Origin of the sequence: Streptomyces griseoruber (assembly GCF_001514205.1) — a bacterium.
Classification (GTDB): Bacteria; Actinomycetota; Actinomycetes; order Streptomycetales; family Streptomycetaceae; genus Streptomyces; species Streptomyces griseoruber.
Window position 1 is genome coordinate 142,471 of sequence record NZ_KQ948775.1, and the last position, 13,118, is coordinate 155,588.

The 13,118-nt window shown below is 70.9% G+C and carries 10 protein-coding genes; 3 read left to right on the plus strand and 7 right to left on the minus strand.

The features are described 5' to 3' along the window. The first annotated feature begins 6 nt into the window (after nt 1-6). Nucleotides 7-1,206 carry a MarP family serine protease gene (locus tag AQJ64_RS29695; protein ID WP_055634513.1) on the plus strand — a complete coding sequence of 400 codons (1,200 nt, stop codon included), beginning with the start codon at nt 7-9 and terminating at the stop codon, nt 1,204-1,206. Nucleotides 1,207-1,255: 49 nt separating this feature from the next. Here AQJ64_RS29695 and AQJ64_RS51180 read toward each other — a convergent pair whose 3' ends face one another. The 6 genes from AQJ64_RS51180 to AQJ64_RS29720 form a co-directional block, all read right to left on the minus strand. Then, nucleotides 1,256-1,438 carry a hypothetical protein gene (locus AQJ64_RS51180; RefSeq protein WP_079062021.1) on the minus strand — a complete coding sequence of 61 codons (183 nt, stop codon included), beginning with the start codon at nt 1,436-1,438 and terminating at the stop codon, nt 1,256-1,258. 140 nt (nt 1,439-1,578) lie between these two features. Continuing rightward, the gene (locus AQJ64_RS29700; RefSeq protein ID WP_055634499.1) at nt 1,579-2,529 is read right to left on the minus strand and encodes an alpha/beta fold hydrolase; all 951 of its coding nucleotides are present in this window, start codon (nt 2,527-2,529) and stop codon (nt 1,579-1,581) included. Further along, nucleotides 2,526-3,014 carry a phage holin family protein gene (locus AQJ64_RS29705; protein ID WP_055634498.1) on the minus strand — a complete coding sequence of 163 codons (489 nt, stop codon included), beginning with the start codon at nt 3,012-3,014 and terminating at the stop codon, nt 2,526-2,528. Before AQJ64_RS29705 ends, AQJ64_RS29700 begins: the two co-directional genes overlap by 4 nt. 68 nt (nt 3,015-3,082) lie before the next feature. After that, a complete protein-coding gene (nhaA, locus tag AQJ64_RS29710) occupies nt 3,083-4,552 on the minus strand; it encodes a Na+/H+ antiporter NhaA (protein ID WP_055634497.1) in 1,470 nt (489 codons plus the stop codon). A gap of 179 nt (nt 4,553-4,731) precedes the next feature. After that, on the minus strand, nt 4,732-6,687 hold the full coding sequence (gene acs, locus AQJ64_RS29715) for an acetate--CoA ligase (protein WP_055634496.1): 1,956 nt from the start codon (nt 6,685-6,687) through the stop codon (nt 4,732-4,734). 197 nt (nt 6,688-6,884) lie between these two features. Then, nucleotides 6,885-9,350, minus strand: coding sequence for a SulP family inorganic anion transporter (locus tag AQJ64_RS29720; RefSeq protein WP_059203150.1), 2,466 nt, complete (start codon nt 9,348-9,350; stop codon nt 6,885-6,887). Between the two features lie 336 nt (nt 9,351-9,686). On the opposite strand from AQJ64_RS29720, the gene AQJ64_RS29725 reads away from it, so the two are divergent. Continuing rightward, nucleotides 9,687-10,952, plus strand: a complete 1,266-nt coding sequence (locus AQJ64_RS29725) for a polysaccharide deacetylase family protein (RefSeq protein ID WP_055638310.1) — start codon at nt 9,687-9,689, stop codon at nt 10,950-10,952. 16 nt (nt 10,953-10,968) lie between these two features. Here AQJ64_RS29725 and AQJ64_RS29730 read toward each other — a convergent pair whose 3' ends face one another. Beyond that, entirely contained in the window at nt 10,969-11,949 is a 981-nt protein-coding gene (locus tag AQJ64_RS29730) for an ATP-binding protein (RefSeq protein WP_055638309.1), read from the minus strand. A 101-nt stretch (nt 11,950-12,050) separates the two neighbouring features. Between AQJ64_RS29730 and AQJ64_RS29735 the strand changes: the two genes are divergently transcribed. Beyond that, nucleotides 12,051-12,875 carry a Fic family protein gene (locus tag AQJ64_RS29735; RefSeq protein ID WP_055638308.1) on the plus strand — a complete coding sequence of 275 codons (825 nt, stop codon included), beginning with the start codon at nt 12,051-12,053 and terminating at the stop codon, nt 12,873-12,875. Nucleotides 12,876-13,118: the final 243 nt, after the last annotated feature.

Here is a 13,118-nt window from a genome sequence, read left to right on the forward strand (position 1 = left end):
AACCCCGTGAACGTGCTGGACATCTTGTTGCTGGTCGCGGCCGTCTGGTTCGCGGTGGTCGGCTTCCGCCAGGGCTTCGTCGTCGGCATCCTGTCGGTGATCGGCTTCCTGGGCGGCGGCCTGGTCGCCGTCTACCTGCTGCCGCTCATCTGGGACTGGCTCACCGACAACGCCGAGGTCAGCACCACGGCGGCCGTCGTCGCCGTCGTCGTCGTGATCGTCTGCGCCTCGGTCGGACAGGCCCTGACCACCCATCTCGGCAACAAGCTGCGCCGGTACATCACCTGGTCCCCGGCCCGCGCCCTGGACGCCACCGGCGGCGCGCTGGTGAACGTCGTCGCCATGCTGCTGGTGGCCTGGCTGATCGGCTCCGCCCTGGCCGGCACCACCCTGCCGACCCTCGGCAAGGAGGTCCGCAACTCCACGGTGCTCCAGGGGGTGTCCCGGGCGCTGCCCGCACAGGCCGACACCTGGTTCGCCGACTTCTCCTCCGTCCTCGCGCAGAACGGCTTCCCACAGGTCTTCAGCCCGTTCGCCAACGAGCCGATCACCGACGTCCAGCCGCCCGACCCGGCCCTCGCCGGCAGCCCCGTCGCCACGCGCGCGCAGCGCTCCATCGTCAAGGTGATGGGCACCGCCGAGAGTTGCGGCAAGGTCCTGGAGGGTACCGGCTTCGTCTTCGGCGAGCGCCGGGTCATGACCAACGCGCATGTCGTGGGCGGCGTCGACGAGCCGACCGTGCAGATCGGCGGCGAGGGCCGCAAGTACGACGCGACGGTCGTCCTGTACGACTGGAAACGCGACATCGCCGTCCTCGACGTACCGGACCTCGACGCGCCCGTGCTCCGGTTCACCACCGCGGACGCGAGCACCGGCGCCGACGCGATCGTCGCCGGGTTCCCGGAGAACGGGTCGTACGACGTCCGTGCCGCGCGCGTGCGCGGGCGCATCACGGCCAACGGCCCGGACATCTACCACCGCGGCACCGTGCGCCGTGAGGTGTACTCGCTCTTCACGACCGTCCGCCAGGGCAACTCCGGCGGCCCGCTGCTCACCCCCGACGGGCGGGTGTACGGCGTGGTGTTCGCGAAGTCGCTCGACGACGCCTCCACCGGGTACGCGCTCACCGCGGACGAGATCCAGCAGGACATCACGGACGGACGTACCGCGGGACAACAGGTGGACAGCGACCGCTGCGCCCTCTAGGCGTGGGCGCGGTGGTCAGCCGGTCAGCCGGTGGGGACGGTCGTGGGCGTCAGCCTCGAGGGTGACGCAGGCGTACCGAGACCCAGCGGGCCCGGCGGCGCAGGATGCGCGGAATGCCCACCCGGAGGTCGGAGCCCGTCAGTTGCGGGTCGGTACCTCGTTGGTGGGAGCTCAGACCAGCGGCCGAGCGGCGGTTGCGTGCTGCGTCACTGTAGTCGTGCGTCCAGCCCATACCCCGACGTCTGCCCCCGCCCCAAGGTCGATAACCGCCCGGAGGCCCGCCAATTGGCCTATGCGCCGGGCAAGTGGCCGCTTGTCGTACAGGCGTTTCATGCGGGCATCTCGCGGCGGACACCGGGCGCGACGGCCCGGTCACCGATCAGGTTCGGGATCCTTCAGCCAGTTGACCAGTTCGGTGGAGAAAGCGACCGGATCCTCCTCGTGGGGGAAGTGGCCCAGCCCGTCGAAGAGCCGCCAGCGGTACGGCGCCTCCACGTACTCGCCGGAGCCGGCCGCGCTGCGGGTGCGCATCACCGGGTCGAGCGACCCGTGCAGGTGGAGCGTGGGAACGCGCACGGGCCGCTTCATGCGCCGGTAGAACTGGATGCCGTCCGGCCGGGCCATCGAGCGCACCAGCCACCGGTACGGCTCGACCGAGCAGTGCGCGGTGGAGGGGATGCACATCGCGCGCCGGTACGTCTCCAGCGCCTCGTCCTCCGGAGGCTGGGGCCCGGACCACTCCCGGATCAGGCGGCCCACCAGTTCCCCGTCGTCGGCGGTGAGCTGCCGCTCGGGGATCCACGGCCGCTGGAACCCCCAGATGTGGGAGCTCGCGGCCGACTGCCGGACGTCGGCGAGCATCGCCGAGCGCCAGCGCCGCGGGTGCGGCATCGAGGCCACCGCGAGCCGCCGGACCAGCTTGGGGCGCATCACGGCGGCCGTCCACGCCAGATAGCCGCCCAGGTCGTGGCCGACGAGCGCGGCGTCCGGCTCGCCGAGCGAGCGGATCACACCGGTGATGTCGAGGGCGAGGTTGGCCGGGTCGTAGCCCCGGGGCGTGCGGTCGCTGCCGCCCACGCCCCGCAGATCCATGGCGACGGCCCGGAAGCCGGCGTCGGCGAGCGCGCCGAGCTGGTGCCGCCAGGTCCACCAGAACTGCGGGAAGCCGTGGACCAGCATGACCAGCGGCCCGTCACCGGCCTCCGCGATGTGGAAGCGGGCGCCGTTCGCGGCCACCTCACGATGGGTCACCTTGGTGCCGTCGGCGTATTCCGGTCGTACGACCGAGGTGGGCTGCGCCGAAGGGGTGGCGGGGTCCGTCATGACGTCGAGCGTGCCACAGCCTCGATGGCCTCCGGGACCCGGTCCTGAGACAGCTCCGGCCGCGGGTGCGGCTTGGCGTTCTGCAGGACGCCCGCGCTCTCCTTCATCGACGCGGCCACCTTCTGCGGGCCCTGGCTCCTCTTGGCCTTCTTCGCGAACGCCACGCCGATCAGCGCCAGGACGACCGCGACGAGCACGTTCGCCGCGAAGGACAGCAGGAAGCAGATCGCGAGATTCCAGTCGCTCCAGGTCCGGATGCCGTACGCCAGCGCGAAGTTCAGCATCGGCAGCGAGAACACCAGGACCGCGCCGGCCACCGTGAACGCCCCGCCGCTCACCGCGCCGCGCTTCACGTCCTGCTTGAGCTGCGCCTTCGCCAGCGCGATCTCGTCGTGCACCAGCGCCGACATCTCGGTCGTCGCCGAGGCGAACAGCTGGCCGATGCTGGCTTCGGCGCCGACCGGGCTGCCGTCGGGTGCGCTCATCGCGGTCTCCCTCTTCTGCTGCTCTGTGCTGCTGGTCCGTCTGACTTCTTTTGTACCGTCCCGTCAGATCATGCCGGACCGCCGCCGTCCTCGCCTGCCCCGCCCGGCACTTCGGCCGCCATGCGGGGCGCGGGATCCGTCCCCGCGGCCGTCCCCGTACCCCCCGCGCGGGTGATCTCCGCGGCGATACGGCGGTGCTCGGCGGCCTTGCGGTCGTGGATCGCGGCCATCCGCAGGTGGTACGCCGGGTCGTCCTGCTCGTAGACGTCCGGGATGCCGTCGCTGTCCTCGTCGCGCTCCTCGGACTCGTAGAGCCGGCGGTAGCGGGCGTTGCGCAGCTTCAGCAGGACGGTCGCGCAGGTCGCCGCGATCAGTGAGCCCGTCAGGACGGCGGCCTTGACCTCGTTGGTCAGGGACTGGTCGCCCTCGAAGGCCAGTTCGCCGATCAGCAGCGACACCGTGAAGCCGATGCCGGCGAGCGAGGCGACGGCCAGGACGTCCGCCCACGCCAGGTCCTCGCTTAGGGAGGCCCGGGTGAAGCGGGCGGTCAGCCAGGTCCCGCCGAAGATGCCGACCGTCTTGCCGACGACGAGACCGAGGACGACCCCGAGGGTCTCCGGCCGGGTGAACACCTCGCCGAGCGCCCCGCCCGAGATCGTCACCCCCGCGCTGAACAGCGCGAACAGCGGCACGGCGAGACCGGCGGAGAGCGGGCGCACCAGGTGTTCGATGTGCTCGCCGGGGGAGTGCTCCTCGCCCTCGCGGGTGGTGCAGCGCAGCATCAGGCCCATGGCGACGCCGGCGATGGTCGCGTGGACACCGCTGTTGTACATCAGCGCCCAGATCACCAGAGCGAGCGGGACGTACACGTACCAGCCGCGTACGCCCTTGCGCAGCAGCACCCAGAACACGGCGAGGCCGGCGACGGCGCCGCCCAGCGCGGCGAAGTGGATCGTGTCGGTGAAGAAGACCGCGATGATCAGGATCGCGAACAGGTCGTCGACCACGGCCAGGGTGAGCAGGAAGGCGCGCAGCGCGCTCGGCAGCCAGGTGCCGATGACGGCGAGCACGGCGAGCGCGAAGGCGATGTCGGTGGCGGTGGGCACGGCCCAGCCGCCCAGACCGCCGCCGCCGACGAGGTTGGTGAGCACGTAGACCAGCGCGGGTACGGCCATCCCGCACAGCGCGGCCACGACGGGCAGCGCGGCGGCCCGGGGGTCCCGTAGCTCCCCGGCGACCAGTTCGCGCTTGAGTTCGATGCCGGCGACGAAGAAGAAGACCGCGAGGAGGCCGTCGGCCGCCCAGTGCTCGACCGACAGGTGCAGACCGAGGGCCTCGGGGCCGAGGTGGTAGTGGCTGACGGTCTCGTAGCTGTCGTGCAGCGCGGGGACGTTCGCCCAGAGCAGTGCGGTCACCGCGGCGAGGAGCAGCAGGACACCGCCGACGGTCTCGGTCCGCAGCGCGTCCGTGAGGTACGTCCGCTCGGGCAGGGAGAGTCGTCCGAAGACCTTGCGGGCGGTGGTACGGGGCGCGGACACGGTGGAGACCTCCGGTCGGTGGGCATGGCGTAGCGCATGCCGACCAGACTTCCCGGCGCACCTGTTTTGCTTAGTTTACCTAAGATGCGCGAGGTATGGCCAGATGATCCCCACGATAGGGGGGAAACGGGCACCCGGCGCGATCGTCCGCGTCGCCGGGTGCCCTTCGGGGGACGTGCTCAGTCCTCGCTCGGCGCCGCCGGCAGCTTCGCCTGGATGAGGTCCATGACGGTGGAGTCGGTCAGCGTCGTGACGTCTCCGAGCTCACGGTTCTCGGCGATGTCCCGCAGCAGACGGCGCATGATCTTGCCCGAGCGGGTCTTGGGCAGTTCGGTGACCGGGTGGATCTGCTTGGGCTTGGCGATCGGGCCGAGCGTCGCCCCGACGTGGTTGCGCAGCTCGGCCACCAGGTCCTCGGACTCGGCGGCGGTGCCGCGCAGGATGACGAACGCGACGATCGCCTGCCCGGTCGTCTCGTCGGCCGCGCCGACCACGGCCGCCTCGGCGACCGACGGGTGCGACACGAGTGCCGACTCGACCTCGGTGGTCGAGATGTTGTGCCCGGAGACGAGCATGACGTCGTCCACCCGGCCCAGCAGCCAGATGTCCCCGTCGTCGTCCTTCTTCGCGCCGTCGCCCGCGAAGTACTTGCCCTCGAACCGCGACCAGTAGGTGTCGAGGAACCGCTGGTCGTCGCCCCAGATGGTGCGGAGCATCGACGGCCACGGCTCGGTCAGGACCAGATAGCCACCGCCGCCGTTCGGCACCTCGTTCGCCTCGTCGTCGACGACGGTCGCGGAGATGCCGGGCAGCGGGCGCTGGGCCGATCCCGGCTTGGCCTCGGTGACGCCCGGCAGCGGCGAGATCATCATCGCCCCGGTCTCGGTCTGCCACCAGGTGTCCACGACGGGGGTCAGGTCGGCACCGATGTGCTTGCGGTACCAGACCCAGGCCTCGGGGTTGATGGGCTCACCGACCGAGCCGAGGACGCGGAGCGAGGACAGGTCGAACTTCGCGGGGATGTCGTCGCCCCACTTCATGAACGTACGGATCGCCGTCGGGGCGGTGTACAGGATCGTCACCCCGTACTTCTGCACGATCTCCCAGAAGCGCCCCTGGTGCGGGGTGTCCGGCGTGCCCTCGTACATCACCTGTGTCGCGCCGTTCGCCAGCGGCCCGTAGACGATGTAGGAGTGCCCGGTGACCCAGCCGACGTCGGCGGTGCACCAGTACACGTCGGTCTCCGGCTTGAGGTCGAAGACCGCGTGGTGCGTGTACGCCGCCTGCGTGAGGTAGCCGCCGGACGTGTGCAGGATGCCCTTCGGCTTGCCCGTCGTGCCGGACGTGTAGAGGATGAACAGCGGCTGCTCGGCGCCGAAGGCCTCGGGGGTGTGCTCGGCGGACTGGCGCTCGACGATCTCGTCCCACCACACGTCCCGGCTGTCGTCCCAGGCGACCTCCTGGCCGGTACGGCGGACCACCAGCACATGCTCGACGTTGTCGACCTTGCGGATCGCGTCGTCGACGGCCGGCTTGAGCGCGGACGGCTTGCCGCGCCGGTACCCGCCGTCGGCCGTGATGACGACCTTGGCGTCCGCGTCCTGGATCCGGGTCGCCAGCGCGTCCGCGCTGAAGCCGCCGAAGACGACCGAGTGCGCGGCGCCGATCCGGGCGCAGGCCAGCATCGCGATCGCCGTCTCCGGGATCATCGGCATGTAGACCGCGACCCGGTCGCCCTTGTGGACGCCCAGCTCCAGCAGCGCGTTGGCCGCCTTCGACACCTCGTCCTTGAGCTCGGCGTAGGTGAGCGCGCGGCTGTCGCCCGGCTCGCCCTCGAAGTGGATCGCGACCCGGTCGCCGTGCCCGGCCTCCACATGGCGGTCGACGCAGTTGTACGCGACGTTGAGTTCGCCGTCCTCGAACCACTTCGCGAACGGCGGGTTCGACCAGTCCAGCGTCTGCGTCGGCTCCTTGGCCCAGGTCAGCCGACGGGCCTGCTCGGCCCAGAAGCCGAGCCTGTCAGCCTTGGCCTGTTCGTACGCCTCCGCCGTGACGTTGGCGTTCGCGGCCAGGTCGGCGGGGGGCGCGAACCTGCGCTCTTCCTTGAGCAGGTTGGCCAGGCTCTCGTTGCTCACGACATCTCCCAATCGAAGGGTGTCCGTTGTGTCCCAGGCCACAGCTCATCAGAACCGGGGGCCCGGTGACAAGGGTCGACGGAAAATTGGTTTAGACCTGTCCTGGTCCTGGTCCTGGTTCTGCTGGTCCTGGTACGGGCCCGGTCATCCGTACCCACGGACGGGGGTCGGACGGAGTTCATCCGGTGTAACGCCTTTCACACCCGATGGCCCACATGATCGAACAGTTCGCCGCCGTCGTTCCCGGTGAGCAGATACGTCTGTGCCTCGCCCACGTGGAAGTACAGCCCGTGCAGCTCCAGCGCCCCGGCCCGCAGGGCGCGCGCCACCGACTCGTGGGCCCGCAGATGATCCAGTTGCTGGACCACGTTCGTCAGACACAGCTGCTCGACCGCGTCCGCCGGCGACCGCCCGGCCAGCCGGGCCCAGGGGCGGCCGTCGTCGGCCATCCGCTCCAGACTCGGCAGCCCGTGCCGCAGCCACCGCTTCAACGGCGTCTGCCTCCCGCCGGGTTCGGAGCCCAGCAGCGCCTGCATGGCCCCGCATCCGGAGTGCCCGCACACCGTGATGGACCGGACCTTCAGCACGTCCACCGCGTACTCGATGGCCGCCCCCACCGAGTCGTCCCCGTTCTCCTCGTCCGGCGGCGGCACCAGGTTGCCCACGTTGCGCACCACGAACAGGTCGCCCGGACCACTGGAGGTGATCATCGAGGTGACCAGCCGCGAGTCGGCGCAGGTGAGGAACAACTGCGTCGGCTGCTGCCCCTCCCGGGCCAGCCGTGCCAACTCCCCGCGCACCAACGGAGCGGTGTTCCGCTGGAAGGCGCTGATGCCGCGGACCAGGGGGTGGTGGCTGCCGTCGGCCCCGGGGCCTGCGGGGCCGACGGGGCCTGCGGAGCCGGCGGTGTCGCTCGCCTCGTTCGGCTCGTGCGGCTCCTGCGGTGTGGGCGGCGCGCTGGGTTCGCCCGGCTGCTCCGGGCTCTCGGAACCCGAAGCGCGTGCGGAGCGCGGGAGCTCGCACTGGTGGTTGCGCCAAGGGGTCCAGGGCCGGCAGCGGCAGTCGGCACCGGCGCCGGTGGGGGCCGGAGCCGTGGCCGCCGCGTTGAGTCTGCGTCCGGTCAGTTCGACGGTGCCGCCCTGGGCGGTGTGGGTCTTCTGCCAGTCCTGCAAGGTCTCGTACGCCGCGTGGTCCATGAAGGAGCCGTCCAGCTCGACCACGACGGGCGTGCCGTGGGGTACGAGGTGCAGGGCCCGGCTGAGTCGTGGCACCGCGAGGAACGTCAACTGGCCTCGCACATGGACGTGATGGACTCCTCCCTGCTCGTGGTGGGTGATACGGGTGTGGGTGAGGCGGTTGAGGGCGACGGCGACGGCGACCGCGATCCCCAGCGTCACGCCTTGCAGAACGCCGAGGAACACCACGCCGAGGGTGGTGACGGCGTACACCAGCACCTCCCGGTGGCGGGTCACCGTACGAATGTGGTGCAGGGACACCATCTGGATGCCGACGGCCATCACCAGGGCGGCGAGCGAGGCGAGCGGGATGAGCTCCAGGACCGGGACCATCAGCAGCGCGGCGATCACTACGAGAACGCCGTGCAGCATCGTGGAGTTCCGGCTCACGGCACCCGACTGGACATTCGCCGAACTGCGCACGGCCACACCCGCGACGGGCAGTCCGCCGAGCGCGCCGGAGACGATGTTGGCGGCTCCCTGACCGAGCAGCTCACGGTCGAGGTCGGAGCGGCCGACGCGCGGGGCGCGGCCCGTGGGTGAGGAGATGAGGTCGGCGCGGGAGGAGATGAGCTTGTCGACGGCGACCGCGCCGAGCAGCGACTGCACGCTGCACACCAGGGTGGTGGTGAGGACGGCCGCCGCGACGCCGAGCGCCGGGCCCTCGGGGAGCCCGGCCAGGGCATGGCTGCGCCAGGAGGGGAGGTCGACCTTGGGCAGGGTGAGGCCGGCCAGGGACGCCGCGGCCGTGGCCCCGGCGACGGCGACGAGTGCGGCGGGCACCTTGCGCAGCAGTCGGCCCGCCCGGCCCGGGATCCGTGGCCAGAGCAGCAGCAGGCTCAGGGTCAGGGTGCTCACGGCGACCGCGGCGGGCTGGAGTCCGGCCAGCTGGGCGGGCAGGGCGCGGAGGTTGGCCAGGACGGAGCTCTGCGGGGTGCCGCCGAGGACGATGTGCAGCTGGGCGACGGCGATGGTGACGCCGATGCCGGCGAGCATGCCGTGGACGATGGCGGGGCTGACGGCGAGCGCGGTGCGCGCCACGCGCAGACAGCCGAGGCCCAGTTGGGTGAGTCCGGCGAGGACGGTGACGGCACAGGTCGTCCGCCATCCATAGCGCTGGATGAGGTCGGCCGTGACCACGGTGAGCCCGGCGGCTGGGCCGCTGACCTGGAGCGGGGAGCCGCCGACACAGCCGGCGACGATCCCGCCGACGGCGGCGGCGACAAGACCGGCCTGGAGGGGGGCTCCGGTGGCCAGGGCGATGCCCAGCGACAGGGGGAGGGCGATCAGGAAGACCGCGATCGAGGCGGACACGTCGGCGCCCGCGACACGGAAGCGGCGGTGCGGGCCCGACGGGGGGCTGTGGGGCGGGTGGGCGCGCCGGGCGCGCGTCGAGTCGGACGTACGAGTGGGGACGCAGGCTGACATGTTCCCGTCTCCTCCGGGGCAGCGCGGTCGCGGAACTGGTGGTCCCCCGTCGATGGCGGGGGCGGTCGCGGCCGTGGGTCACGGCGTACAGCGGCGGGATGAAAAAGCAACGCTCGGTAAAACGATCGTAATGCAGAGTAAAGGTCAGGCATGGATTTATGCGGCAAATGGGGCAAGAGATCACTCTCTCGGATGAAGTGAGCATTTCATCGGCTTGTCGTATTAATTCCTTCTCGGTCCCGTGCGACCTTGACCGCGCTGCCGGCTCGCCCCGGCACGCACCGACAGAACGCCCTCGTCGGCGTGGGCCGAGAGAAGGAAGAAGGTGGGCGGAACATGACCGCCACCCAGAGGATCGCCGCGGCCGTCGTGGTCGCCGCGACGGCCGCCGTGTCACTCGCCGGCTGTGCGACCGGAACCGATGCTTCCAAGGCGGGAACGCAGACCCCGCGCAAGGGCGCCCCGGCGCCCAAGCACGTGGTCCGGCTGATCGGCGACGGCTCCACCGCGTACACCGGACCGCAGCCGCACCTGCCCAGACCGCAACGCCTGAAGCCCGGTCAGAAGCCCCCGCAGTTCGTGGTGTTCTCCTGGGACGGCGCCGGAGAGGACAGCCAGAAGCTGTTCTCCCACTTCCGCAAGGTGTCCAAGGCCAACCATGCGACCATGACGTACTTCCTCAGCGGCGTGTACATGCTGCCGGAGGAGAGGGCCGACCTGTACCGGCCCCCGCAGCACTCGCCCGGCCGCTCCGACATCGGCTTCAACGACGAGCAGGGCATCGCCGACACCGTGCAGCAGCTCCGGCTGGCGTGGCTGGAGGGCAACGAGATCGGCACCCACTTCAACGGCCACTTCTGCGGCAGGAACGGCGGGGTCGGCGAGTGGTCCCCGGCGGAGTGGCGCGACGAGATCGCCCAGGCCAAGCAGTTCGTGAAGACCTGGAAGACCAACACCGGCATGACGAAGGCCGCCCCGCTGCCCTTCGACTACGACCGGGAGCTGATCGGCGCCCGCACCCCCTGCCTCGAGGGCCAGAAGAACTTCATGAGGGCGGCGAGCCGGCTGGGCTTCCGCTATGACACCAGCGGCGTCAACCAGCAGGTCTGGCCCCGCAAGCGGATGGGGCTGTGGGACCTGTCGATGCAGCTCGTGCCCTTCCCGGGACACACCTACGAGCAGCTCACCATGGACTACAACTTCATGGTCAACCAGTCCGGCACCAAGACCCAGGGCGACCCCGCCAAGCACGCGTACTGGGGCGAGCAGATGCGGGACGGTCTGCTCCGGGGCTTCCACCGCGCCTACAACGGCAACCGCGCTCCGCTGATCATCGGCAACCACTTCGAGTCCTGGAACGGCGGAACGTACATGCGCGCCGTCGACGAGGTCGTCGAGACCGTCTGCAACCAGCCCGACGTGCGCTGTGTGTCCTTCCGGCAGCTGGCCGACTGGCTGGACGCCCAGGACCCGGAGACCCTGAGCAGGCTGCGCTCGCTGGACGTCGGCGAGACCCCGAAGCAGGGCTGGGCGTCCTTCCTGTCCGACCGGCCCGCTCCGGCCCCCAAGGGCGTACCGGGCGCCCCGACGGCCCGGCGGTAGCCGCCGTCCGGGTGGTCTAGACGGCGGCGGCCACCCCCTCGCCGAGGACGAAGTCGGGGTCGACCTGTGCCGCCAGGTCGGCCCCGGTGCGTTCGTTGCCCCAGGACCGGGCGTTCTTCAGGTGGAAGTGCACCATCTGGCGCGTGTAGCGGTCCGGGTCGCGCCGCTCGTGGGCGGTGTCGACGGTCGTCCGCAACAGGCGCAGGGCGTCGCGGTCGGCCGCGTCCAGGAGGTCGAACCGGGGCGGCCGGCCCTTCTCCATGGCGCGCACCCAGTCCGAGTGCCCGACCGTGACGAGCAGGTCGTCACCGACTTCGGCGCGGAGGAAGTCGAGGTCGTCCTGCCCTTGCACCTTGTTGCCGACGACCTTCAGCTCGACGCCGAAGTCGTGGGCGTACTCCTTGTACTGGCGGTAGACGGAGACCCCCTTCCGGGTCGGCTCGGCGACGAGGAACGTCACGTCGAAGCGGGTGAACAAGCCGGAGGCGAAGGAGTCCGAGCCCGCCGTCATGTCGACCACGACGTATTCGTCACGGCCGTCCACCAGGTGGTTCAGGCACAGCTCCACCGCTCCCGTCTTGGAGTGGTAGCAGGCGACCCCCAGGTCGGCGTCCGTGAAGGGGCCGGTGACCATCAAACGGACGGCGCCGCCGTCGAGTTCCACCGGCCGGGCGCAGGCGTCGTAGACCGGATTGTCCTCGCGCACCCGCAGCAGCCGGGAGCCCCGGCCGGGCGGGGTCGTCTTGATCATCGACTCGGCGGAGGCGATGCGCGGGTTGGAGCCGCGCAGGTACTCCTTGATCAGCGGGAGGTGCTCGCCCAGCGCGGGCAGGCCGGCGGCCTCGCTCTCGTCGAGGCCGAGAGCGGGTCCCAGATGCTGGTTGATGTCCGCGTCCACGGCGAGTACGGGGGCGCCGAGGGCGGCGAGATGGCGGATGAACAGGGACGACAGCGTGGTCTTGCCGCTGCCGCCCTTCCCGACGAAAGCAATTTTCATGTTCACCAAGAGTAGTGCGGCGATGGCTGTACGTGGCGGGGGTGCGTGAAGAAGACCACTCCTTCGAGGGGTGCGGCCCCTGGGTGCGTAATGTCGTACTCATGAGTACGACAGGCGCGTCCGCCGATCCGCTCGCGGCCCTGGGCTCGTTGCCCGGTGTGGCCGAGTCCGTGGAGTCCGTGCGCAAGGCCGTGGACCGGGTCTACGGACACCGGGTCATGCGGCGCCGCAGCAACGCGATCACCTCCGAGGCCGCTCTGCGCGGCGCCCGTGGCTCGGCGGCGCTGTCCGGCGCGGACTGGGCCCTGGAGGAGGTGCGCCGACGCAGCGACTTCGGCGTCGACGACGAGGCGCTGGTGATGGGTGCCGCCCTGCGGCTGACCGCCGAGGCGGGGCAGTTGCTGTCCATCTGGCGGCAGTCGCCGCTGCGGGTGCTGGCGCGGCTGCATCTGGTGGCCGCGGCGGGCGGCGGCGACGAGATCGGACGGCCGCGGCAGGCCGGGGAGCCGGTCGACGAACCGCTCGTCGAGCTGCCGCTGCCCGCCGCCGATGAAGTGGCCGGCCGGCTGGACGGGCTCTCCGAGCTGATCATCGCGGGGAGCTCGGCGCCCGCCCTGGTGACGGCCGCCGTGGTGCACGGCGAGCTGCTCGCCCTGCGCCCCTTCACCTCGCGCAACGGCCTGGTCGCGCGCGCCGCCGAGCGCATCGTGCTGATCGGCAGCGGACTCGACCCCAAGTCGGTCTGCCCGGCCGAGGTGGGCCACGCGGAACTGGGCCGCGCGGCCTATCTGGCGGCGCTGGAGGGGTATGTGTCCGGCACTCCGGAGGGCATGGCGGCCTGGATCACGCACTGCGGCAGGGCGGTCGAGCTGGGCGCCCGCGAGTCGACGGCGGTGTGCGAGGCGTTGCAGCGCGGCGCGGCATAGGGGCGGGAAAGTCCCCGAACAGGGGTTGCGGCGGTACGAGAATTCGTACCGCCGCTGGCATGTTCACCGGGTTACCAAGCGTCCTCGATATGGTGCCCATCAGGCCGGGATCCTTGCCCGTGACCTGGTGCGGCTGGCCCGTAATCGACGGGTCGACGTCGCGTGGGTGCTCGATGTTCATGCATCGGTCCGTGGGGCCAAATGCGTTATTAAGGTGATCCTTTCGGATGTCCTTGGTCTCGC

Excerpts from the sequence above, each read along its gene's own strand:
- AQJ64_RS51180 (WP_079062021.1), bottom strand. The coding sequence starts at position 1,438 with ATGGGCTGGACGCACGACTACAGTGACGCAGCACGCAACCGCCGCTCG.
- AQJ64_RS29700 (WP_055634499.1), bottom strand. The coding sequence starts at position 2,529 with ATGACGGACCCCGCCACCCCTTCGGCGCAGCCCACCTCGGTCGTACGA.
- AQJ64_RS29705 (WP_055634498.1), bottom strand. The coding sequence starts at position 3,014 with ATGAGCGCACCCGACGGCAGCCCGGTCGGCGCCGAAGCCAGCATCGGC.
- AQJ64_RS29720 (WP_059203150.1), bottom strand. The coding sequence starts at position 9,350 with ATGTCAGCCTGCGTCCCCACTCGTACGTCCGACTCGACGCGCGCCCGG.
- AQJ64_RS29725 (WP_055638310.1), top strand. The coding sequence starts at position 9,687 with ATGACCGCCACCCAGAGGATCGCCGCGGCCGTCGTGGTCGCCGCGACG.
- AQJ64_RS29730 (WP_055638309.1), bottom strand. The coding sequence starts at position 11,949 with ATGAAAATTGCTTTCGTCGGGAAGGGCGGCAGCGGCAAGACCACGCTG.
- AQJ64_RS29735 (WP_055638308.1), top strand. The coding sequence starts at position 12,051 with ATGAGTACGACAGGCGCGTCCGCCGATCCGCTCGCGGCCCTGGGCTCG.